Annotated in this window: 15 protein-coding genes; 7 read left to right on the forward strand and 8 right to left on the reverse strand. The window is 64.3% G+C overall.

All coding sequences use genetic code 11. The annotated features are described in order from the left end of the window. Nucleotides 1–54 precede the first annotated feature (54 nt). Together galE and H623_RS0114015 are read left to right on the forward strand one after the other, a co-directional pair. Nucleotides 55–1,065: a UDP-glucose 4-epimerase GalE gene (gene galE, locus H623_RS20115; RefSeq protein ID WP_022901555.1), complete on the forward strand. Its 1,011-nt coding sequence runs from the start codon at nucleotides 55–57 to the stop codon at nucleotides 1,063–1,065. Beyond that, a complete protein-coding gene (locus H623_RS0114015; protein ID WP_022901556.1) occupies nucleotides 1,062–3,086 on the forward strand; it encodes a DUF6541 family protein in 2,025 nt (674 codons plus the stop codon). The genes galE and H623_RS0114015 overlap by 4 nt, the downstream gene beginning before the upstream one ends. 7 nt (nucleotides 3,087–3,093) lie before the next feature. On the opposite strand, the gene H623_RS0114020 is transcribed toward H623_RS0114015, so the two are convergent. The 4 genes from H623_RS0114020 to H623_RS0114035 all read right to left on the reverse strand — a co-directional run bounded on the left by H623_RS0114020 (nucleotide 3,094) and on the right by H623_RS0114035 (nucleotide 6,062). After that, nucleotides 3,094–3,489: a DUF2304 domain-containing protein gene (locus H623_RS0114020; protein ID WP_022901557.1), complete on the reverse strand. Its 396-nt coding sequence runs from the start codon at nucleotides 3,487–3,489 to the stop codon at nucleotides 3,094–3,096. A 9-nt stretch (nucleotides 3,490–3,498) separates the two neighbouring features. After that, nucleotides 3,499–4,203 (reverse strand): glycosyltransferase family 2 protein, encoded by a 705-nt coding sequence (locus H623_RS0114025; RefSeq protein ID WP_026940364.1) that lies wholly within the window; start codon nucleotides 4,201–4,203, stop codon nucleotides 3,499–3,501. A gap of 76 nt (nucleotides 4,204–4,279) precedes the next feature. Continuing rightward, nucleotides 4,280–5,140 (reverse strand): ABC transporter ATP-binding protein, encoded by an 861-nt coding sequence (locus H623_RS0114030; RefSeq protein ID WP_022901559.1) that lies wholly within the window; start codon nucleotides 5,138–5,140, stop codon nucleotides 4,280–4,282. Further along, nucleotides 5,133–6,062 (reverse strand): ABC transporter permease, encoded by a 930-nt coding sequence (locus H623_RS0114035; RefSeq protein WP_022901560.1) that lies wholly within the window; start codon nucleotides 6,060–6,062, stop codon nucleotides 5,133–5,135. The genes H623_RS0114030 and H623_RS0114035 overlap by 8 nt, the downstream gene beginning before the upstream one ends. A 127-nt stretch (nucleotides 6,063–6,189) precedes the next feature. Here H623_RS0114035 and H623_RS0114040 point away from each other — a divergent pair, with 127 nt between their 5' ends. The 4 genes from H623_RS0114040 (at nucleotide 6,190) to H623_RS0114060 (ending at nucleotide 14,825) form a co-directional block, all read left to right on the forward strand. Continuing rightward, the gene (locus H623_RS0114040; RefSeq protein ID WP_425402095.1) at nucleotides 6,190–6,948 is read left to right on the forward strand and encodes a glycosyltransferase family 2 protein; all 759 of its coding nucleotides are present in this window, start codon (nucleotides 6,190–6,192) and stop codon (nucleotides 6,946–6,948) included. An 85-nt stretch (nucleotides 6,949–7,033) separates the two neighbouring features. Beyond that, on the forward strand, nucleotides 7,034–10,396 hold the full coding sequence (locus H623_RS0114045) for a glycosyltransferase family 4 protein (protein ID WP_022901562.1): 3,363 nt from the start codon (nucleotides 7,034–7,036) through the stop codon (nucleotides 10,394–10,396). A 79-nt stretch (nucleotides 10,397–10,475) separates the two neighbouring features. After that, nucleotides 10,476–13,781, forward strand: a complete 3,306-nt coding sequence (locus tag H623_RS20120; protein ID WP_033372026.1) for a glycosyltransferase — start codon at nucleotides 10,476–10,478, stop codon at nucleotides 13,779–13,781. Nucleotides 13,782–13,790: 9 nt separating this feature from the next. Further along, nucleotides 13,791–14,825, forward strand: a complete 1,035-nt coding sequence (locus H623_RS0114060; protein WP_022901565.1) for a hypothetical protein — start codon at nucleotides 13,791–13,793, stop codon at nucleotides 14,823–14,825. On the opposite strand, the gene H623_RS0114065 is transcribed toward H623_RS0114060, so the two are convergent. From H623_RS0114065 to H623_RS0114080, 4 genes are all read right to left on the reverse strand, one after another. Continuing rightward, nucleotides 14,799–15,680, reverse strand: coding sequence for an N-acetylneuraminate synthase family protein (locus H623_RS0114065; protein ID WP_022901566.1), 882 nt, complete (start codon nucleotides 15,678–15,680; stop codon nucleotides 14,799–14,801). The two genes, H623_RS0114060 and H623_RS0114065, sit on opposite strands and share 27 nt — an antisense overlap. Continuing rightward, nucleotides 15,677–16,960 (reverse strand): acylneuraminate cytidylyltransferase, encoded by a 1,284-nt coding sequence (locus tag H623_RS0114070; RefSeq protein ID WP_033372050.1) that lies wholly within the window; start codon nucleotides 16,958–16,960, stop codon nucleotides 15,677–15,679. Before H623_RS0114070 ends, H623_RS0114065 begins: the two co-directional genes overlap by 4 nt. Before the next feature lie 128 nt (nucleotides 16,961–17,088). Next, nucleotides 17,089–18,576 carry a bifunctional UDP-2,4-diacetamido-2,4,6-trideoxy-beta-L-altropyranose hydrolase/GNAT family N-acetyltransferase gene (locus tag H623_RS0114075; protein WP_022901568.1) on the reverse strand — a complete coding sequence of 496 codons (1,488 nt, stop codon included), beginning with the start codon at nucleotides 18,574–18,576 and terminating at the stop codon, nucleotides 17,089–17,091. After that, the gene (locus H623_RS0114080; RefSeq protein WP_245558997.1) at nucleotides 18,573–19,310 is read right to left on the reverse strand and encodes a cytidylyltransferase domain-containing protein; all 738 of its coding nucleotides are present in this window, start codon (nucleotides 19,308–19,310) and stop codon (nucleotides 18,573–18,575) included. The genes H623_RS0114075 and H623_RS0114080 overlap by 4 nt, the downstream gene beginning before the upstream one ends. A 106-nt stretch (nucleotides 19,311–19,416) precedes the next feature. Between H623_RS0114080 and pseI the strand changes: the two genes are divergently transcribed. Next, nucleotides 19,417–20,478 carry a pseudaminic acid synthase gene (pseI, locus tag H623_RS0114085; protein WP_022901570.1) on the forward strand — a complete coding sequence of 354 codons (1,062 nt, stop codon included), beginning with the start codon at nucleotides 19,417–19,419 and terminating at the stop codon, nucleotides 20,476–20,478. The last annotated feature ends 146 nt before the right edge of the window (nucleotides 20,479–20,624 follow it).

Consider the following 20,624-nt stretch of genomic DNA (forward strand, 5'->3'; position numbering starts at 1 on the left):
CTCACCGGGGCGACTCTCACCTGGGACAGAGCCCTCGACTAATACAATCGCCGGGTGTCTGTTCTCGTGACGGGCGGAGCGGGCTACATCGGCAGCCACGTGGTCCGCCTTCTGCTCGACCGCGGTGACGAGGTCGTCGTGGTCGACAGATTGTCGACCGGACGACGAGAGCGCATTGACGGAGCAACGCTGCTCGAAACCGACCTCGCCTCACCAACGGCCGAGGATGAGATCCACGAGATCGTGCGGGAGCATGGCCTCACGGGCGTGCTGCATTTCGCCGCGTTGAAGAGCGCCCCGGAGTCGGTGCAGGAGCCCGAACGCTACTACCGGCAGAACCTGGACTCGCTCGCCAACCTGCTCGCCGGCATCCGTGACTCCGACGTGCAGGCGTTCGTGTTCTCGTCGTCCGCGGCGGTCTACGGCGAAGTCTCCGACGAACCGGTGGGGGAGGATGCGCCGCTCGCGCCGATCAATCCCTACGGCCAGACCAAGCTCGCGGGGGAATGGCTGGTGCGTGCCGCGACGGCGGTAGCCGGCATCCCGTCGGTGAGCCTGCGCTACTTCAACGTCGGCGGCGCCGGTTGGCCCGATCTCGGCGACGAGCAGGTCGGCAACCTCTTCAGCATTACGATTGAGCGCGTTCTTCGTGGCGAGCCGCCGATCATCTACGGCGACGACTACGCGACCCGCGACGGCACGGGAGTGCGCGATTACGTGCACGTGCTTGACGTCGCTGAGGCGCACCTCGCGGCGCTGGGAGCGCTGCGCGGCGGACTGCAGCACGACGTGTACAACATCGGCACGGGCACCGGCGCGAGCGTGCGCGAGGTGATCGACGCCGTCGCCGCGGCCTCGGGACGATTGCTGCACCCCGTCGTGTCGGAGCGGCGGCCAGGCGATCCGGCGAGCGTCGTCGCGGATGTCTCGCGCGCGTCGCGCGAGCTTGCCTGGCGTTCGCGGTACTCGTTGTCCGAGATGGTGGAGTCCGCCTGGAACGCGCGGGCCGGCGCGGCTCGATCCGGCGCAGGTGAACGGATCCGGCCGGAGGCCGAACAGTCGTGACCTGGATCGAAGCAGTGCCCGCCCTCATCGCCGCGCTGGCGATCCTCTATGTTCCCGGAGCGTTGCTGGGAGCGGCTGCCGGCTTGCGCGGGGTCAGGCTCTACGCGGCGGCGCCCGCCGTCACAGTGGCGCTGCTTGCGATGCTCGCGATCGTGCTTCCCTGGATTCACGTCGACTGGTCTCCCGTGTGGGTGTTCCTCGCCGCGTTCATCGTGATCCTTCTCGTGGCCGCCGTGCACCTGCTGATCGTGCGCAGGGGCAGACCGGAGCGGAGGAATTCCGTTCCACGCCCGGTCGCCGAGCAGGCGACGCCGTGGATTCTGGCGGCGGCGATCGGAGTTCCTGCGATCGTCATCGTGGCCCAGACGATGGTCGCGTTCGTCTCCCCGGACTCGATCTCGCAGACGTTCGATGCTGTCTTCCATCTGAACGCCCTGCGCTTCATCGAGGACACCGGCAATGCGTCCTCCTTCCACATCGATCAGCTCGTGCTCCCGCCGGGAACCCACGCGTTCTATCCGGCGGCCTGGCACTCGCTGACCTCTTTGGTGGTCGAAACCACCGGCGTCGCCATTCCGGTCGGCGCCAACGTAACGAACGTGGTGATCGCCGCCTTCGCCTGGCCGGGGAGCGTTATCCTGCTGGCACGCACGCTGGTTCCGCGCAGCCGTGCTGCGCTCGTCGCCGCTGGCGTGCTCGCCGCGGCCGTGCCCGGCTTTCCGCTCCTGATGCTGACGTTCGGGGTGCTCTATCCGTACTTCCTGGCACTGGCGTTTCTCCCGCTCGCTCTGACGCTCGGGGCAAAGGTTCTGCAGCACGGATTCCGGCTCGAGTGGAAGCAGGCCATCGCGCACGGCTGGCTCCTGGTCGTGGCGCTCATCGCGATCGGGCTCGCCCAACCGGCCGTCGTGTTCGCGTGGGCCGCACTGCTGGTCCCGCTCCTGGCCGTGCTCGTCGTCGGTCTAGTGCACACGCTGCGCACGCCAGCGCCCAAGGTTCTCGTCTGGGTCGCCTTCGGCGTCGTGCTGCTCGTACTCGCCGCGGTGTGGATCTACGAGGGGCGTCTCGGATCCACGACGCCCTGGGCCAACTACACGAGCCCACAGGCGGCACTGTGGGAGGCAGTCACCTACTCGAAGTCGGGCGCACCGCTGGCGATCGCAGCAGGCATCCTCACCGTGCTGGGTGTGGTGCGCCTGGCGATGACGCCCGGTAAGCGGTGGTACCTGGGCAGCTGGGCGATCGGCCTCTTCTTGTTCGGCGTCGCCGCGTCGGTTCCGTCGTGGAAGCTGCGCTGGATCATCACCGGCCTCTTCTACAGAGATCCGCCACGCTTGTACGCGCTGTTCACGGTCGTCAGCATCCCTGTCGCCATTGTCGGCGCCGTGTGGCTGTGGCAGCTGGTGACTTCCTACGTGCGCGCACGAGGTGCTTCCGCAACGGATGCCGATGCCGCGCAGACGAGTACTGTCGCTGGCCGAGGCGGCGCGCTGGTCGCGACGCTCGGAGTGATCGGGGTCATCGTGCTCGTGGTTGCGACGCAGAACTGGGCCATGTGGTATCAGGTGCAGGCGACGCGCGTGACCTACACGGCAGGCGCCAAGGCGCCTGTGCTCTCCACTGACGAGCGCACGCTCATCGACCGCCTCCCCTCCGAGGTGCCGCGATCGGTGCTCATCGCCGGCGACCCCTGGACCGGCGCCGCGTACGCCTACGCACTGGCCGACCGGCCTGTGCTCACGCCGCACTTCGGTGCACGAATCTCGCCCTACGCCGGCGTCATCAACGCGGGATTGAACAAGGCGAAGTCCGACCCGGCCGTGTGTGCGGCCGTTCGCGCACTTCACGTCGAATACGTGCTGGACTTCGGCAGGTTCGCCAAGGACGCGGGCAAGACGGGCTACGGGTTCAATTTCACCGCGGGATACTCGGGTCTCTTCGGACTGGTGAAGGCGGGAGTGGCATCCGAAGTCGACAGCGAGGGGTCAGCTCGGTTGCTGAAGATCACGGCCTGCCCCTGATCGACTGTCACGCGCCGCCGGACGGTTCGGAGCCGTCCGACTCCTGCTCGGCGCCGAGCGCGCTCCGCTCGGCATCCTCCGCTCGCGCCTCGGCCAGAGTCACGGCGCGGGTCAGCAGCGTGATCTTGCGATCGAGGAGCACGTTGCGTCGATAGGTCGTCGAGACGAAGACGAGGAACGCGATCACGAGAACGTAGAGCAGGAGATCCGTTCCGCGTCCGACCCCGATGAGGTGCGCGAGCGAGGTGAGCCAGTTCGGCAGCAGAACCGCCACGATCGCGACCGCGACGAGGAACACCATGAACAGCCGCCGCAGGGCGAGGTGTCTGTCGCCGCTCGCCGGGCGGGCCAGCAGCACGCCGATGATGATGATGCCGACGACCAGGATGATCTTGATCAACATGGCTGGGTCCTAACGGATGAGCAGATCGACGAGAATGTTGATCGAGTTCCAGAGCGACTGCCCCTTGGCCCTCGAGTACTCGGTGTACAGCACCTCGACCGGGTACTCACCCCACGGCAGCCGCGTGCGCGACAGCTGAAGCACGATCTCCGTCGCGTGCGCCATGCGGTCCTGCACGAGATTGACCTTGCGGGCGGCATCCGCACGGATGACACGCAGACCGTTATGCGCATCGCTTAGCCTCAAGCCGGTGGTCTTGTTCGTGACCCAGACGGCGGTCTTGAGAACGATGCGCTTGGCCCACCCGGCCTTCGTGCGATTGTCGAGGAACCGGGACCCGAACACAATGGCCAGGTCGCTCGCTCGCGCCAGCTCGAGCATGCCGAGCACGTCTTCGATGCGGTGCTGACCGTCTGCGTCGAAGGTGACCAGATAGGCGATGCCGGAGATATCCCTGGCATAAGAGATGCCCGTCTGCAGCGCGGCTCCCTGTCCCAGGTTCACGGGATGCCGCAGCACGCGCGCGCCGGCGCGCGCGGCGATGGCTCCGGAGCCATCGTGGCTTCCGTCGTCGACGCATACCACATGCGCGAAGTGCTTGCGCAACTGGGCGATCACGCCGCCAATGACGGGCGCCTCGTTGTACAGCGGAACGACGATGCAGACGTCACCGATGGTCGACCCGTCCTGACGGAAAGGGGCGGCCGAGCTCATGACGTCCATTCTGGCAGGGGCGGTGTGTTCGACAGGACTTCGGGCTCGACTGAAACTGTGTCGCGCACTTCTTCATTCATGTGAGGTTGGCACCGGCCGAGGCGCCGGTGCGGCCTTTGACGAAGGCGTCATATGCGTCGCAGACCTCGTCGACGTCGCCGTCGGCGACGAGCAACCCCTTGTCGATCCACAGCACCCGGGTGCACATCACGCGTATGGACGCGAGCGAGTGTGAGACGAAGAAGACCGTGCCGGCGTTGTCGCGGATCTGCTCAATGCGTTCGGTGCTCTTCTTGCGGAACGAGGCGTCGCCCGTTGCCAGCGCCTCATCGATCATGAGGATGTCTGGCGTTTGCATCGTAGAGATCGCGAATCTCAGGCGAGAGCCCATGCCGGACGAGTACGAACTCATCGGCAGATAAAGGAAGTCGCCCAATTCTGCGAACTCTGCCACTTCTGGAGTGTGTTCGCGCACTTGTCGCATGCTCAGACCGAGTGCCAGGCCACCGATCGTGATGTTCCGCTCGCCGGTCAGCCTGGGCAGCAGGGCTGCGTTCACGCCAAGAAGGGCCGGCTCGCCAGAGACGAAAACACGGCCTTTGGTTGGTGGCAACAGACCCGCGATCGCGCGAAGGAGTGTCGACTTGCCGGATCCATTGGTCCCGACGATGCCGATCGACTCGCCGTGCCGCGCGACGAAGGACACCCCTCGCACCGCACGCACTTCGGTGATCGGCCCTGTATCGGGGCGGCCAAGGCTGATGGCGCGATTGAGTAAAGGCGTCTTCGTCTGGGTGGTGCTGCCCTTGCGGGCACCGAAGACGCGGTAGGTGATGTGCACGTCGTCGACGATGACCGAGGGGGCGCCCAGCGGTCGCTTCTTCATCCGCTTGGGCAGATTATCCGCGTCGATCTCGTAGTCGATGTCGTCAGTCACGGCCGTACGACTCCTCTGCACCCCAGAAGAACAGGAATCCGATGACGAAGACCCCCACGGCGTACACCGCTGCGAGCAGCCACAGGCCGGGGCTCATCGGGATGAGCGGCTCGTTGCCGAATACCGATCGGAACAGCTCCAGGAAGACCTGGACGGGCTGGTACAGCAGCAGAGGACGGAACCAACTCCCCGCTGCGGTCAGGCCCGCGATGGAGAACGTGGCGCCCGATGCGAAGCGGCCGAGCGAGAGGAAGAAGGGAACGACGTTGGCGATGTCGGGCGTCCTTGCGCCGAGCCGGGCGAAGAAGAGCGCCACGCCTGCCGAGAACATCGCGAGCAGGGCCGCCGCAACCGGCAGCAAGAGCCACGACCAGTGCGGATAGACCGGGCCGCCCATGTCGGGCAGGAATCCTGTCAGGACAACGAGGACCACCATCGCGATCATGATGGGTCCGAAGAGCACGGTCTCTGTCATGACCGATGCGAGTGGTACGACCGCTCGGGGGAATTGGTGAGATCGAATGAGTTGAAGATCGTTGCGGATCGATCCAATGCCCGCCATCACGATGCCCTGGAACAGACCGTACGCGAACGAACCGATGACGATGAACGCAGCCCGGTTCTGAATGCCTGGCGCGCTGCCGTGGAACACGAACCCGAAGATGATGATCATCGTCGCCGCGTCGAGGATCGGTCTGAGCACCGTCCAGGCCTGGCCGAGATACGAGCCCTGGTTGCGCACGTAGGCCCGCGATGATGACAGGTTCCAGATGAATGAACGTCGGCCCCACAGTGCGCGAATGTAATGACCGAGCGGAGGACGGACGCCCATCTGTCGCAGTGACGACTGACGCGCGAGCGCTTCCGCCTCTTCAGAGGTCAGGCGCGGCGCGAGCGCCACCCCCGGCTTCGGATCGGTCAAGCTCGGTTCCTCTTTTCCTAGTTCCCCGTCACACCTGGATACGGATTCGGCCGGGTACGTCTTCAGCCTCGCGTGGCTACGATCGTTCTCCGTGACGTTTGAGACGGGTGCGCATCCGGTTACGACGGTGGTCATGCCGGCGTTCAACAGCGCGCGGACCCTGCGTGACTCGGCTCAAAGCGTACTTGATCAGAGTGTGGACTCCCTTGAGTTGATCATCATCGACGACGGCTCCACCGACGGCACGGTGGCGATCGCCGAGGCACTCGCTCGCGATGACGCACGTGTGCGGGTCATCCAGCGACAGGTGAGCGGCGGTCCGGCCGTGGCTCGCAACAGCGGAATAGTCGAGGCACGAGGCCGCTACCTGGCGTTCTGCGACTCCGACGACCTCTGGCTTCCGATGAAGCTCGAGCGTCAACTCCATGCGGCGACAACGACCGGTGCGACGCTGCTCTTTAGCGCCTATTACCGCGTCGATGCCGACTTCGACGGAGAAGCGATCGGCTTCCGGCCGAACGGACGCGTGGTGCATGCCCGCGCCGACCTAACCCACGCGCAACTGCTGCACAGCAACGTGATCGGATGCCTGACCGCCGTGGTCGATCTCGACCAGACCGGTCCCGTGTCGATGCCCGATATCCCCGGTGCAGAGGATTGGGCACTGTGGCTGCGGATCCTGCGTGATGGCGGAAAAGCGGTCGGTATCGACGAGCCTCTTGCGCTGTACCGTGCTGCCCAGCCCGGCTCTCATTCCGCCCGACGCTGGAGCGCGATCCGTGCTGTCTGGCGGGTACTCCGTGCAGAGGAAGGCCTCTCGATTCCGCGCGCGGCCATTCATCTCGGCACGGACGCCGTCGCGGCAATGCGCAAGGCCCGCGTCTGAGGCGCGCGACCCGCTGACCTCGCCATGGCTAGGCTTCACTTGCCGAAGCCCGGTACGGGCTCCCCTCGAGAAGACGACACTTCGAATGATTCTGATCTGCACCAACGAACTCTCCGGCACGACGGGGTATCACAAGTCGGTGGTCGAGTTGGCGAACGGGCTACATCGGGCGGGGTATCCGCTCGCGATCCTGAGCTTTCTCGGCACTTCGGACGGTTCGGCCCGTGCGCTGTCGCGCTGGCCATTGGACGCAGGTATCCCCGCGTTCGTGTTGCAGACCCTTCCGGCCGACGGTGGACGGCTGTTGCACCGCAACTATCATCCAGTCTTCACGGCGCGCCTGGGGGCGGCAGCATTCGAGTTCACCGAAAACCAGCTCGCCGTGTTGCGTCAGCTCAATGCAGCGCTTACCGAAGAAGACACAATCCTCTTCACCGCGCCGATTCCCGCTTACGTCTTTCATCACGCGTTGGGCGGCGCACCCCGAAGTGCGAAGACCGTCTTGCAGATCCATAGCGATTACCGCTTTCACGATGGGCTGTGGGAGATGCTCACGGAGTCGAGAGCATCCATCGATCGTCTCCAGACGGTGTCGGATCGCCAGCGTGCACAGTTCACCCCGCTGTTCGATTCGAGTCACGTCGTCTTCGTCCCTAACTTCCCTGGGCACCACGGTCGGCCGATATCGCTCGCACCTCACGATGGAGTGAACATCGCATTGCCGGCGTCCTTCCAGCCCCGCAAGAATCAGTTGGATGCAGTACGGGCCCTCGCACTTATCGAGGATGAGCGCGTTCATCTCACGCTTTGGGGGAACAACGGTCGTCGCAATCCGTACTTCGTTTCGGTCGAGCGGCTCGCCCAGGAGCTCGGCGTCGCGAGTCGCGTGCACACCCCGGGGTTCGGGGCGGAGGCCGATGTCTACTCGACTGCCGATATCGTGTTGATGACCTCGCTGTCGGAAGGGTTCCCCTACCCGCTCGTGGAGGCGATGTATCACGGAAGGCCGACCGTCTCCTACGACTTCGAGCACGGTCCGCGAGAGGCGATCGAAGACGGTGCGTCTGGATACATCGTCCCGATGGGTGAAGTCGAGCAACTCGCCGACAGGCTCGCATCGGTGGCTGCGGACCACGCTTTGCGTGCTCGTTTCGGAGCCCGTGCGCGCGAGTTGTTCGAGGAGCGGTTCAGCACCGATGCAGTCACGGAGAGATACCGAGGGCTCCTTGGTCCTGTAGGCCGTTCGCTGGACGTGGTCGACGCCTTCTCGACCGACGGGGGAGACCCGGTCGCGACGCAGGCGATCGGGCACCGTCATCGCCGGGTGAAAGGCCGGGGGCGGCATCGGGTTACAGTGCGCTCGACGCTCGAGCTGCACGACATCGAGGTCGACAACGGCGAACGCGTGATGGCGGCTTCGGTAAGACGATTGCGCGGCGCAACCCGCATCGAATTCGAGGCGGAAGGTGATGAGGTCATCTCGTATGCGACCACGTCGAAGAGTGATGACCGGCATTACCTCGCCAACACGAAGGGCAGCAGACTCGAGGTGCTGCCGTACCTGTGCCGAGGTGCAAGTCGAGGCGAAGGCACGACCTCCGGCCTCGATGTGATCTTCGCGGCCAGCGGCGGAACCAGGATGCTTACTCGTAGAGAACGGGCAGAAATGTCGAGGGCGATGATCGTACGGATCTCGCGAGACATCCTCTGGAAGCTTCGCCAGTTGGCCAAGCCCGCACGCCCGACGATGCCGCCCGCGGACGCGTCCCCAGTTCTGCCGGTCGGCAGCGAGCGCGTCGACGACAAGTCCTCCAGCGCATCCGAACAGATCGAGGGGCCACGATCTCTGCGAGAGAGCGGCGGCGGGGCGAGCTCGGAGATGACGACATCAGCCGACTCGAAGACCTCCTCGGTCGCGGGTCTGGTGTCGAGGTACCGTGCGGACTCCCGTGACCGTGAACTGAAGTCGGCTGTCAACGCCGCGACACCGACGCGGCGCGAGATCGCACGACATCCCTGGTTTCCGGTCACGTCGGGCATGGATAACTTCGGCAGCCCCATCAATGAGCGAGGCGGCGTCGAAGTCAGCAACAGTGGTTCTGTCAGACGCCCGACCGTCAGCATCAGGGGTGAGTATGACTGGGTCCTTCTCCGGGATGGAGCGGGGGAACGCCGAGTGGAGCCGCCGTTCGGCTACGGAGAGTTGTTCGAGAGGATTTGCGCAGCCGAACGGGACCACGGGCTGTTCGACATCGCCACGCGAGACGGCGTGTATCCGTGGGAACTGGGACGCGCAGCCGTCATTCTGCAACTCGCCGAGTCGCTCGGGATGTGGAGTAAAGACAACGCGACTGGCGAACCCGCGAAGGATGTCTACGGAGGCCCTAAGCGACTGACGGCAGCACCGACAGCACCTCGAGTCGTGCTGGACTATCCACGACGAGGCCAGAGCGCATATCGCACCGTTGCGCACAGGGGCGATGACACGCTCTTCGTCGTCCATCCGACCCCATCGGGATACCCGGAGGTCGACGACGACAATCTGGTGTACCCGATGCACGAGTTCTTGCAGTGGCGGCAGAACCCGGAGCGTAAGGCCGCGCTGCTGCGCGCCGCCGATGTCGACAGACGTCCGTTCGAGAAAGCGCTCAGCGATGCGCTGGGCCTCCGGGTGGATCTGGGGAATCATCTGCGAAATCGTCTTCTGGCGTTTCTGGACCAACGCGACTTCTGGACGCCGGTCTTCGAGCGGGTCAAGCCCGAAGAGGTGCTCATCGCCTCGAGTCACTGGTGGGCCGGTGTGAGCCTGGCCGCTCGACGGGTGGGAGCGCTCGTGTCTGACATCCAGTACGCAGACACCGGTCAATACCATCCCACCTTCTGGTTCGGAGGTACTCCGCATTACGGAGCGACGCGCTTCTACGCGTGGTCGGAATTCTGGGCCGCGCGCACGAATGTATACAAAGAGCACGTCATCGTGCCTCGACCACAGCCGGAACTCTACGCTGAGCCCTGTCGCGAAGCAGGCGATCTGATTTGGGACGTCTGCGTCATTACCCAGCCACGGGTGCAGCGCCGCATCCTGGCGTTCGTCGACCGCCTGGTGCGAGAGCGCGGAGACCTCAAGGTCGTCATCGCGCCGCACCCGTCCAATCGTCACGAGATGCCGCGTGACCTTGCTGCGGTGGGGCTGGCGGACAAGGTATCGATCTCTCCTGACGACACTCTCACCACAGTGCAGAAGTCAGTCCTCTCCGTTGGAGGGTATTCGACTTCACTGTGGGAGGCGGTCTCGCTCGGCTGCCCGACGTATGTCATCCCCGTCCCCGGCCACGAGTTCACACTCGCAGACGTTGAGTCAGGACTCTTCCGGCTTGCGAGCTCACCGCACGACCTCGTTCCCTACGACGTGCCAGATTCTCGTCGGAGCATCTTCGGCGCAGGGTGAGGCGAGGCTGTGTGCGCAGCTAAACTCTATGTGTCGACGTCCCGGCACTGCACGGCCAAGGAAAGCAGCTCACCACCGCATGATCCTGATCTTCGTCAACGAACTCGCGGGGCCCACTGGGTATCACAAGTCAGTAGTCGAGACCACCAACGCTTTGCATAGGGCTGGCTATCCGATAGCGGTCCTGAGTTTTCTCGGTAATGCGGATGGCTCAGATGTGGCCATACCTGGTTGGCCCCTTGACCCCGAAGTCCCGGTGTTCACATTGCAGACACTGGCCGCCGAGGGCGGGCGGCTACTGCATCGCAACTACCACCCGGTATTCACCGCTCGGCTCGGGGCCGCCAGTCATGGATTCACGGAGAATCAGCTTGCGTCCTTGCGGCAACTCAATGCATTACTATCCGAAGACGACACGATCATCTTCACGGCACCGATTCCTGCGTTCGTCTTTCACCACGCAGTGGGTAACAGCAAGCGCCGAGTAAGGACGGTCCTGCAGATCCATAACGATTACCAATTCCATGACGGATTATGGAAGATGCTTTTGGGCTCGCGTGGCTCGATTGATCGTCTTCAGACTGTCTCCTCGGGGCTCAGGCCGCAATTCGTTCCACTCTTCGATGATGCGGACGTGGTGTTTGTCCCGAACGTTCCCGGAACAGCAATGGCGACGATCGAGCCGATAGAGCGTCAGTTTGTCAACATCGCGCTTCCTGCTTCGTTTCAGCACCGCAAGAACCAGTTGGACGCTGTTCGGGCACTCGCTCTCATTCCTGACGAATCTGTTCATCTCACCCTATGGGGCACGATCAGTCCGCTGAACCCGTACTATCTCGCCGTTCGCCAGGAGGTCGAGTCACTCGGCCTTACCGGTCGCGTGCATATGCCGGGATTCGGTTCAGAAGCCGAGATCTATTCTTCGGCCGACATCGTTTTACTTACATCGCTGTCGGAGGGGTTCGGATATCCGCTTATTGAAGCCGCATATCACCAGTTGCCAGCCGTCGCGTTCGATTTTGAATTTGGACCTCGAGACGCAATCCTGGATGGTGAATCCGGATACATTGTCCCGCTGGGTGATGTAAAGCAACTCGCTGACAGACTCTCACATCTTGCCGCCGATCCAGTACTTCGAGAGCGTTTCGGACATCGGGCTCGTGAACTGTTTGATCGAGAATTCAGTGTTGAGGCTGTGGTCCAGCAGTATCTTCGTTTCCTCGGTCCCCTTGGGCGGCCAATTGACCTCATTGAGGTTTTCTCTGCGCGCGGAGGTGAACTTGTCAGTATGGATTCGGTCGGGCACAGTTATCGAAAAGTACGCGGCCGCAACAGACATCGTGTCACCGTGGCTACCATGGCCGAGTTGCATGATGTCCACGTCGATGACGGCACGCGCCTTGCTGAGCCGAAGGTCGAGCGCGTCGGCGAACGGATATTAATCGAGTTTCACGCGCGCGGCTCCGAGGTTATCTCCTATTCAACTGAGCCGGGGTCAGATGATCGACACTACCTGGCCAACACGAGGGGCCACGATCTTGAAATACTCCCATACCTGCGTCGTGACGCAGGCTATGGCGAGTCACCGGTACAAGACGCGATCTTTGCTGCCAGCGGCGGGGCGCGTCGTCTTTCTGCCCGTGAGTTTGGTCGTTTCGCTAAGGGCGCCACCGGAGACGTCATATGGAAGATCCGCCAGTTGCGGGAAGCGGCTAAGCGATCGGCCCACCCCGAGGCTTCACCCGAGTCTTCCGAGAAGCAGAACACTCCTGGAGGAGTTCAACGTCCGCAGAATAACAATGGGATCGCGCGAGCGATCGGCGTGCCGAACGCAACGTTGGTGTCAATCGGCCAAGTCGCCACAGCCGCTGCGCGACGGGGTATTACGTTGGTTGTGCGGCGGCTTTCCTCGATTCCGCCGGCGCCGACTCGGCGCGAAATCGCACGCCATCCATGGTTCCCTGTCACTTCCGGAGTCGACAATTTTGGTAACGCGATCAATCAGGCTGGCACCGTTCAAGTGCGAAATGACGGCTCGCGGGACCGCCCAACGGTGAGCATTCGGGGTGAATACGACTGGGTAGTTCTCCGTGATGCGCAGTCTGAACGTCGAATATCCGCACCGTACAGCTATGGCGAGATATTCGAGCGGATCTGCGACGCCGAGCGCTCCCGGGGGCTGTTCGAAATCACTTCTCGCAATGGCGTGTACCTGTGGGAACTCGGAAGATCAGCGCTGATTATTCAGCTTGTCGAAGCGGCTGGGTTGTGGGGTCCGAATGAGGCGCTCGGGTCTCAGACTCTGGACGCATATGACGGCCCGAAGCGTTTGACGACGGCGCCTCGTGCGCGTCGTGTGGTGTTCGATTATGCGCGTCGAGGGCAGAGCGGTTACCGGACTGCGGCTCACGTGGATGACGAGACGTTGTTCGTAGTCCAGCCTGAGGCGACGGGTTACCCGGAGGTCGACGACACGAACCTGGTGTACCCGTTTTATGAGTTTAATCGGTGGCGCGAGAGCCTTCGGGGCAGGTGGTCACAGCTACGTGTTCCTGAGGTCGATGCGCGTCCGTTTGAGGCGGCTTTGACGGAAGCGTTGGGCGTTCGTGTGGATTTGGGGGATCACTTAAGGAATCGTCTTGCGAAGTTCCTCGCGGAGCGGGAGTTTTGGACGCCGGTGTTCGAAAGGGTGAAGCCCGAGGAGGTTTTGATCGCGTCGAGTCACTGGTGGGCGGGGATCGCGGCGGCTGCGGAGCGTTCAGGTGCTCGGGTGTCGGACATCCAGTACGCGCTGACCAGTCATTACGCTCCGAGCTTCTGGTTCGGCTCCACTCCCCACTACGGAGCGACGCGCCTCTACGCCTGGTCCGAGTACTGGGCCGCACGGACGAACGTCTATCAGGAGCATGTAATCGTGCCGCGGCAGCAGGAGGAATTCGCTGCCAGCCGGCTGCATAACGCTGAGAAACACGTGTGGGATGTGTGCGTCATCGCGCAGCCTCGAGTTCTGCGGCGCATCCTCGCATTCGTTCAGGATCTGGTTCGTGAGCGCCCGGATCTCAAGGTCATCGTGGCTCCGCATCCGGCACAGCGCCTCATCATCGCGGACGAGCTGGCCGCAGCTGGGCTTGCAGGGAAGGTGGCGATTGCTGAGGATGACACGCTCACGACGATCGGCCGGTCGGCATTGAGCGTAGGCACATTCTCGACATCGCTCTGGGAGTCTGCCGCTCTCGGCTGCCCAACGTACGTGATCCCGGTTCCCGGATACGAGGAGACCCTCCAGGACATCGAGTCCGGACTATTCCGGCTCGCCAGTTCGCCTTACGACCTCGTGCCGTACGACGTGCCGGAATCACGCCACGCCATCTTCGGCAATGGGTGACCGACACCGATGGACATCCAGAACCACTACTACGGTCACAGCGCGGCTCTGGCCCGTCACGCTGGGCTGAATTCGATACGACACATCGACGGACTGGTCCAGCACGGGTGGACGGTGGCATCACCATCACTCGTCCATTTCGCCGACTTCGCGCGCCTTCCTCGAACGGCTCGTCGATTCGTCTGGAGTCATTCGGCGCGTGGTTGGGACCCGAGCGCGGACCCTTTCGAGACCGTGCCCATCGGTGCGCCGTTCCTCTATCTCAGCGCGCTCGCATCGACGGACGTTCCCCATCAGAGGAAGTCGACCGTGGTCTTTCCCACGCACGACACCAGGATCGTGAGGCTCGACAACGATGAGTCCGCCTTCGCTCGGGAGATTGCGGAACGTGAGGGTTCCGCAATCATCTGTCTGCACCCCGAGGACCTCGATCGTCCGGAAAAGCGCCACGTGTGGACACGATTCGGTCATACCGTCGTAAGCGCCGGCTCGCGGCGCGATCCGTTATTCCTCGGTCGAATCCTTGCACTCGTTCGTTCTGCCCCTCGAGTCGTCTCCAACCTCCTGTCGACGGCCGTGATATATGCCGCCGCTGAAGGGACCGAGACCGCGATTTATGGCCCGGAAGTCTCTGTCGGGACCCTGAGCACGGGGGTGGCGCGACGCACACGTGAACTCTGGCCCGAGTTCCACGAGGAGACGGGCACTGGTGTACGCAGGCAGATTGCGCTCGCTGAACTGGGGCGAAAGTATCTGCTCGCTCCGGAAGACCTGCGAGAAACGCTCCGGTGGAACCGGCGATCAGTAGGTCCGTTCATTCAATACTGGGCCGGCGCTCCGCTCCGGAAGGCCGGCGCCGTCCTCGGACTCGTCCGGCGTCCTGACGGCGCCCAGGATGCGGGCTCATCGGCCGCGCCCTCGGTTTTCCTCAGGCACCCCCTGAGTCATCTCCCCGCGAAGCTTCCTCCGCTCCCGCTGCAGGCGGATCTGCTGCCCGAACCGCTCACGCCGAGTTCGTTAAGCACCGACCCGGCGGAGTTTTGAGAGCGGGGCGAGTTCGCCCGGGAAGACGCGCTTGACACCATCACCCAAGGCCTCCTCAATGACACGAATGTCACGCACGAGGTGACCGAGACCCTGCGGTTCGAGAGACGCTGCCTGGTCGCTACCCCACATGGTTCGATCGAGCGTGATGTGTCGTTCGACGGCGACCGCACCGAGGGTCACCGCCGCCAGGGAGATCTGCAGCCCGGGCTCGTGTCCGGAATAGCCAATCGGGACAGGCTCGAAACGATCGCGGAGAGTGTTGATCATACGCAGATTCGCTTCTGCGGCCGGAAGCGGGTAGGTCGATGTCGCGTGCAGGATGACGAGTGGTGATCCCTGAAGCGCCGCGACTGCTCGGTCGATCTGCTCCATCGTCGACATACCGGTAGACAGGATCACTGGCTTTCCGGTGGCTCGGATAGCCTCAAGCAATTCGGAGTCAGTCACCGAGGCCGAAGCGACCTTATACGCGCAGACGTCCAACTCTTCGAGGAACTCCACCGAAGGCACATCCCACGGGGACGCGAACCAATCCAGGCCACGCTCGTCGGCATAGTCGCCGAGCTCCGCATACTCGTCATGATCGAACTCGACCCGGTACCGGTATTCAAGGTAGGTCATCTCGCCCCAAGGCGTCTGCCGCGGCGTGTTCTTCATGTGCTCCGGCGTGGATATCGCCGGTGTGCGCTTCTGGAACTTCACGGCTTGGGCGCCGGAATCTGCGGCGACATCGATGAGACGCTTCGCGATGTCCAGGTCGCCATTGTGGTTGAGCCCGATCTCGCCGATCACGTAGACCGGATGGCCCGTTCCGATGAGCGAAGAGCCGATGCGAACGGCGGTGTCGGTCATGAGTTTGCCTTCTGTTCGAGGATCAGCTCTGCGAGTTCGCGCACCGCGCCGGCGCCACCTCGCGACGAGAGCACGTGTCGCGCCGCGGCCATGGCAAGAGGATGCGCGTCTGCGACCGCGAAGGGCCAGCCGACGGCACGAAGCGCACCGAGATCGTTGATGTCGTTGCCCAAGTATGCGACCCGACCGAGCCGGAAGCCATTTTCCGCCGCCCAGTGTGTCAACGCGGCTCCCTTGTCGTCGACGCCTTGAAGCACCTCAACACGAAGCTTCGCACCACGCGCTCCGACAACCGGGTTCTGTTCGGTGGAAAGAATGAGAACGCGAATGCCCGCCTCGCGCAGCAGACGCACGCCCAACCCGTCGCGGCGATTGACGGTGACAGATTCGACGCCGTTCTGATCGACTTGAAGCGTGTCGTTCGTGTGCACGCCGTCGAAGTCCGTGACGACCGCCTCGACTGATGCCAAGCGGACAATCCTGCCTTCCTCATGCTCGGTCGTGTCGTCGACGAGGTCCTGAGCCGATTCTGAAAGGCCGAGTGTGGAGGGATTCGCCGTGATGCCACCGCGAGGACTGGAGGACATCGTCGCAGTCTCGGAAAGGCGCGCGATGGCATCCGCGAGCCGGAGATCATCCTCGGTGTCGATGTCGATGGCGTTCGGAACGACCGCCACTCCGACGCGCCCGAAGAACCGATGACCACTGCGCCGGAAGCCGGCTGCGTTGAGCACGTAGAAGGCGCCTGTCTCCTGGTATTGCGGCTCGAGGTCTTGGCGCATCGGCCGGAATGCCGGGTCATGGTTGATGCCCTGAGCGCAACCGTCGGCATCCAGTCTCCAGATGAAGGTGTGCGTCTCAACGGCCGCAAAGATGGAGTCACTCTCACCGGAGCGTACGCGGTCGACAGCGGCGTCGATGTCGACGGGCCGGGTGAACGGGCTCGTTGCCTGCATGAACACGACGATGCTGGGCTCGACCCCGCGTTCAGCGAGTGCATCGAGCGCGTGCAGGACCGCGCTCTCGCTCGATGCCGTGCCGGTCGAGAGCGCAGCGGGCCGTGTGACGATTTCGGCACCCGCCTGCTCGGCCACCGAGGCGAGCTCGATGCCGTCGGTCGAGACCACGACGTGATCGATGGATGACGTTGCTCGAGCGCAGGCGATGGCACGTCCCACGAGCGTGACTCCGCCCACTTCGCGAAGGTTCTTGCCCGCCACGCCCACGGACCCCGCCCTGGCGGGAATCACCGCCACAACAGGGCCCAGCGCATTGGACATGAACACACGCTACCAAGGCGCGAGGAGCGCTCCGCACCAGCGGGCTCAGTCCGTTTCCGCGAGACGAGGACGTCTCGGGCCTGGCGCGGTGGATCAGGCCGATCATGTGCGGCAGAGCGGGCTGCGCTCTACCTGAAGGCACCACGCACCAGAACGTCGAACTCGCCGTCGCGCCTGGCGGGATCGAGAACGTACCCGCGGCCCTGGAACAGCCGCTGAGAGGGCACATTGTCGGGTAGAACCGCCGCGATGATCCTCGAATCCGGGTGCTTCGTCAGGAACGCCTCTTCACCGGCGGCCAGCACGAGCCTGGACAGTCCGTGCCCGCGGGTCTCGGGGGCGATCGTGATCGAGACTTCCCACTCCGCCGTTCGGTGTTGGTCGAAGCGCACGGTTCCGATGGGGACGTGACCTCGTTCGACCACGAAGAGCTCGCGCGATGCGTCGTCGAGGACGCGCTGGAACCAGGTCTCGTGCCCGTGCAGCGAAACGGCGGAAGGGCTGCGCGACATGGTCCGAGTCACAGGGTCGTTGCGCCAACGCAGCAGCATCAGCGAGTCGTCGGGCGCCGCCGGTCGTGCCTTCACGGAGGCATCGGCGCCCTCGATTCTGCTTTCGAGAGCCGACTCCCAGGCGTCCACGATTCGGGCCGCACCGCGCCCGTCGACCTTCTGCAGGCCGAGGGGAGACCATGACGCGCCCGCGTGGAGTGCGGCGATGGCATCGGCGATGCGGGATGCCGCTGCATCCGGACGCGCGCGCACCTCATCGAGTGTGCCGAGCCCGCGCGCCACACCCTCCGCGACGGCGGCATCGAGTCCGGCGCGCTGATTCTCGACGACCGCGACGAGCAGGCTCGGCACACCGATGCAGACCAGCTCCCACGACGTGGTGCCGGCGGCGCTCACGACCAGATCGGCATCGGCCGCCCGGTCGAGGAAGTCGATCGACGGTTCGATGAGTTCGACATCGTGGCCGGCGACCTCGCGCACCGCATCCCAGTTCTGACGGGGAGCGATCACCGTGAGCTCCCCGACACCGGCGGCGGAGCGGCAGACCGCGGCGAGGGTCGCGGCCGCGCCCATGGCATCCGTGCCGCCCATCACAATCAGCACTCGCGCGGGTGAATGCGGCGGCAGATTGCGCGCTGCACGGCGTTCCCGCGCCGCCAACACCTGGGCCCGCATCGGGGCGTACGCGATACCGCGCAGGACCACCGGGCTGCCATCGTCGGGCCGATCTGTGGTCTCGGCACGCACCGTCGAGTCGACGACGACGTCGCCTGGGCGTCGGCCGAATTCGCCGTCTTCCATCGACGAGAGGAGGGCGCCCGATTGTCTGACCAGGGGGAGGGCGTCGCGAGAGACGTCGTAATTGTCGACGTGGACCACCGAAGCGCCCTGCTCCGCCGCCAGCACCCCGAGATCATCGGGGGCGTCGACCACGTCCAGACCGGCACGGGTAACCATCTCGACGGCCAGCGCCGATTCGATGCGTCCCGTCAGAACGACAGTGTGCCCTGCCTCCCTGGCGGCGTCGGCCACGGAGATCGCGCGCACGAGGTGGCCGACACCGCCTCGAGGGCTCGCGTCGCACCGGATGGCGATGTGTGTCATCCGTCGGCCAGTGACTTCTGCCGCACGTCCGCGTTGATGCCGACGATGTCTGGCCGGGAGCGAAGCAACTCGACGACCTCGCGCCACGCCGGGGGCCTGTCCCCGAGCTCGGTGACGATCGCGTCGAGTGTTGCGGCGTCTTCTGCCGTGTCGAGCGTGACGCGTAGATCGTTGGCCGGCGGGGCCACCACGAGACCCATGGTTCGGAACTGGCGTGGCCCAGCGTAGAGGTACGACGTGACATGCGTGCGGTGATAGTCCTCCGCCTCGCGATCGGCTTCCGCGAGCGCGGCCTTCGAGACGAGCTCGACGTCGAGTCCGCGGGGGAGGGTGCGCACGAGCGTGGTCGCGACGTAGTCGAGGCTCGGGTCCGAGCGCCACACCGCCACAACTGACGAGATGAGTGCGGGATCGGCGAGCGGGCAGTCCGCGGTGAGCCGCACGAGGGCATCCGCCCCGGTCTCCGCCCTCGCAAGCACGAAGCGCGACAGGACGTCGTCCTCGCTGCCGCGCACCACACGCACACCGAGTCGTTCGCCGAGGCTTGCCACGGCATCATCGCCGCTCGCCGTGGACGTCGCGATGATGATTTCGTCGACACCGTCGGACGCTCGTGCCGCCCGAACCATCCACTCCAGGACGGGCCTGCCGGCGAGCGGTCGCAAGACTTTACCGGGGAGTCGCGATGACCCGGTTCTGGCTTGGATTGCGGCCACGACGCGTGCTTCTGTCACCCCCAAATCATGACATGCACCGGTGCGTGACCGGCCGACGCGGTCGCGCCCGCGGGGCCCGGCTGCGGACTGAAGATCCCTTCGCGGGCGCGGCTACACTGAGTCGGTGACTTTCGACAAGAGCATCAAGATCGCCCGGCACACGATCGATGAAAGTTCCCCCGTGTTCGTCATCGGCGAGATGTCGGGCAACCACAACGGCAGCCTCGAGCGAGCATTGGACATCGTCGACGCAATCGCCGAGAGCGGTGCTCAGGCACTGAAGATCCAGACCTACACGGCCGACACACTCACGATTCGCTCCGATGCTCCCGCGTTCAGGGTCGCGGGCGGGCACGGCCTCTGGGGCGGACGCACACTGTACGACCTCTACGAGGAGGCGCACACGCCCTGGGAGTGGCACGCGCAGATCTTCGAGCGCGCGCGGGAGCGGGGATTGGTTCCTTTCTCCACCCCGTTCGACCCGACCGCAGTCGCCTTCCTCGAAGATCTCGGGGTCGAGCTGTACAAGACGGCGTCTGCCGAGATCGTCGACCTCCCGCTTTTGCGCGAGGTCGCGAGAACGGGCAAGCCGATGATCGTGTCGACCGGTATGGCGACCATGGGCGAGATCGACGCGGCGGTCAACGCCATTCGCGATGCGGGTGGAAACAAGCTCGTCCTCCTCGCGTGCACTGCTGCGTATCCGGCGGAGCCGGCCGAGGCGCATCTGGGTAACATCCGAACGCTGCGTGATGCCTTCGATGTGCCGGTTGGCCTCTCGGATCACACACTCGGCATCGGGGTCGCGGTGGCGGCAGCCGCTCTGGGGGCCGTCGCCATTGAAAAGCACGTCACGCTCGATCGTGCGGATGGTGGAGTCGACTCAGCTTTCTCGCTCAGCCCGGAGGAACTGTCGCAGCTCGTGGTCGCATCGGAGCAGGCTCGTGTAGCGGTCGGCAGCGGGACAGGTTTCGGCCCGACACCGCAGGAGCAGACAGTGCTGAAACTGCGCCGCTCACTGTATGTCGTCGAGGACGTCGCCGCAGGTGATCCGGTGACGCGAGACAACGTGCGTTCAATCCGTCCTGCCGGCGGCCTTTCAGCCGACAGCATCGAGATCGTTCTGGGGCGTCGCTTCGCCAAGGATGTCTCGCGCGGCACCGCGCTGACGTGGGACCTCGTCTAGCGAGCTTTCGAAGTCACGTCGTTTGCGTCGTAGCGAACGGGTCCGACAGCGAATTCCTCACCGGAGCGCCAGGTCGGCGTCGATATGATGGATGGCGTTGTCGCCAGCGAAACGCCACCGAGCTCCGAGAATCCTGGCCGTCCCAA

Origin of the sequence: Humibacter albus DSM 18994 (assembly GCF_000421825.1) — a bacterium.
GTDB classification, from domain to species: Bacteria; Actinomycetota; Actinomycetes; order Actinomycetales; family Microbacteriaceae; genus Humibacter; species Humibacter albus.

Excerpts from the sequence above, each read along its gene's own strand:
- H623_RS0114020 (WP_022901557.1), bottom strand. The coding sequence starts at position 3,489 with ATGTTGATCAAGATCATCCTGGTCGTCGGCATCATCATCATCGGCGTG.
- H623_RS0114025 (WP_026940364.1), bottom strand. The coding sequence starts at position 4,203 with ATGAGCTCGGCCGCCCCTTTCCGTCAGGACGGGTCGACCATCGGTGAC.
- H623_RS0114045 (WP_022901562.1), top strand. The coding sequence starts at position 7,034 with ATGATTCTGATCTGCACCAACGAACTCTCCGGCACGACGGGGTATCAC.
- H623_RS20120 (WP_033372026.1), top strand. The coding sequence starts at position 10,476 with ATGATCCTGATCTTCGTCAACGAACTCGCGGGGCCCACTGGGTATCAC.
- H623_RS0114060 (WP_022901565.1), top strand. The coding sequence starts at position 13,791 with ATGGACATCCAGAACCACTACTACGGTCACAGCGCGGCTCTGGCCCGT.
- H623_RS0114065 (WP_022901566.1), bottom strand. The coding sequence starts at position 15,680 with ATGACCGACACCGCCGTTCGCATCGGCTCTTCGCTCATCGGAACGGGC.
- H623_RS0114070 (WP_033372050.1), bottom strand. The coding sequence starts at position 16,960 with ATGTCCAATGCGCTGGGCCCTGTTGTGGCGGTGATTCCCGCCAGGGCG.
- H623_RS0114075 (WP_022901568.1), bottom strand. The coding sequence starts at position 18,576 with ATGACACACATCGCCATCCGGTGCGACGCGAGCCCTCGAGGCGGTGTC.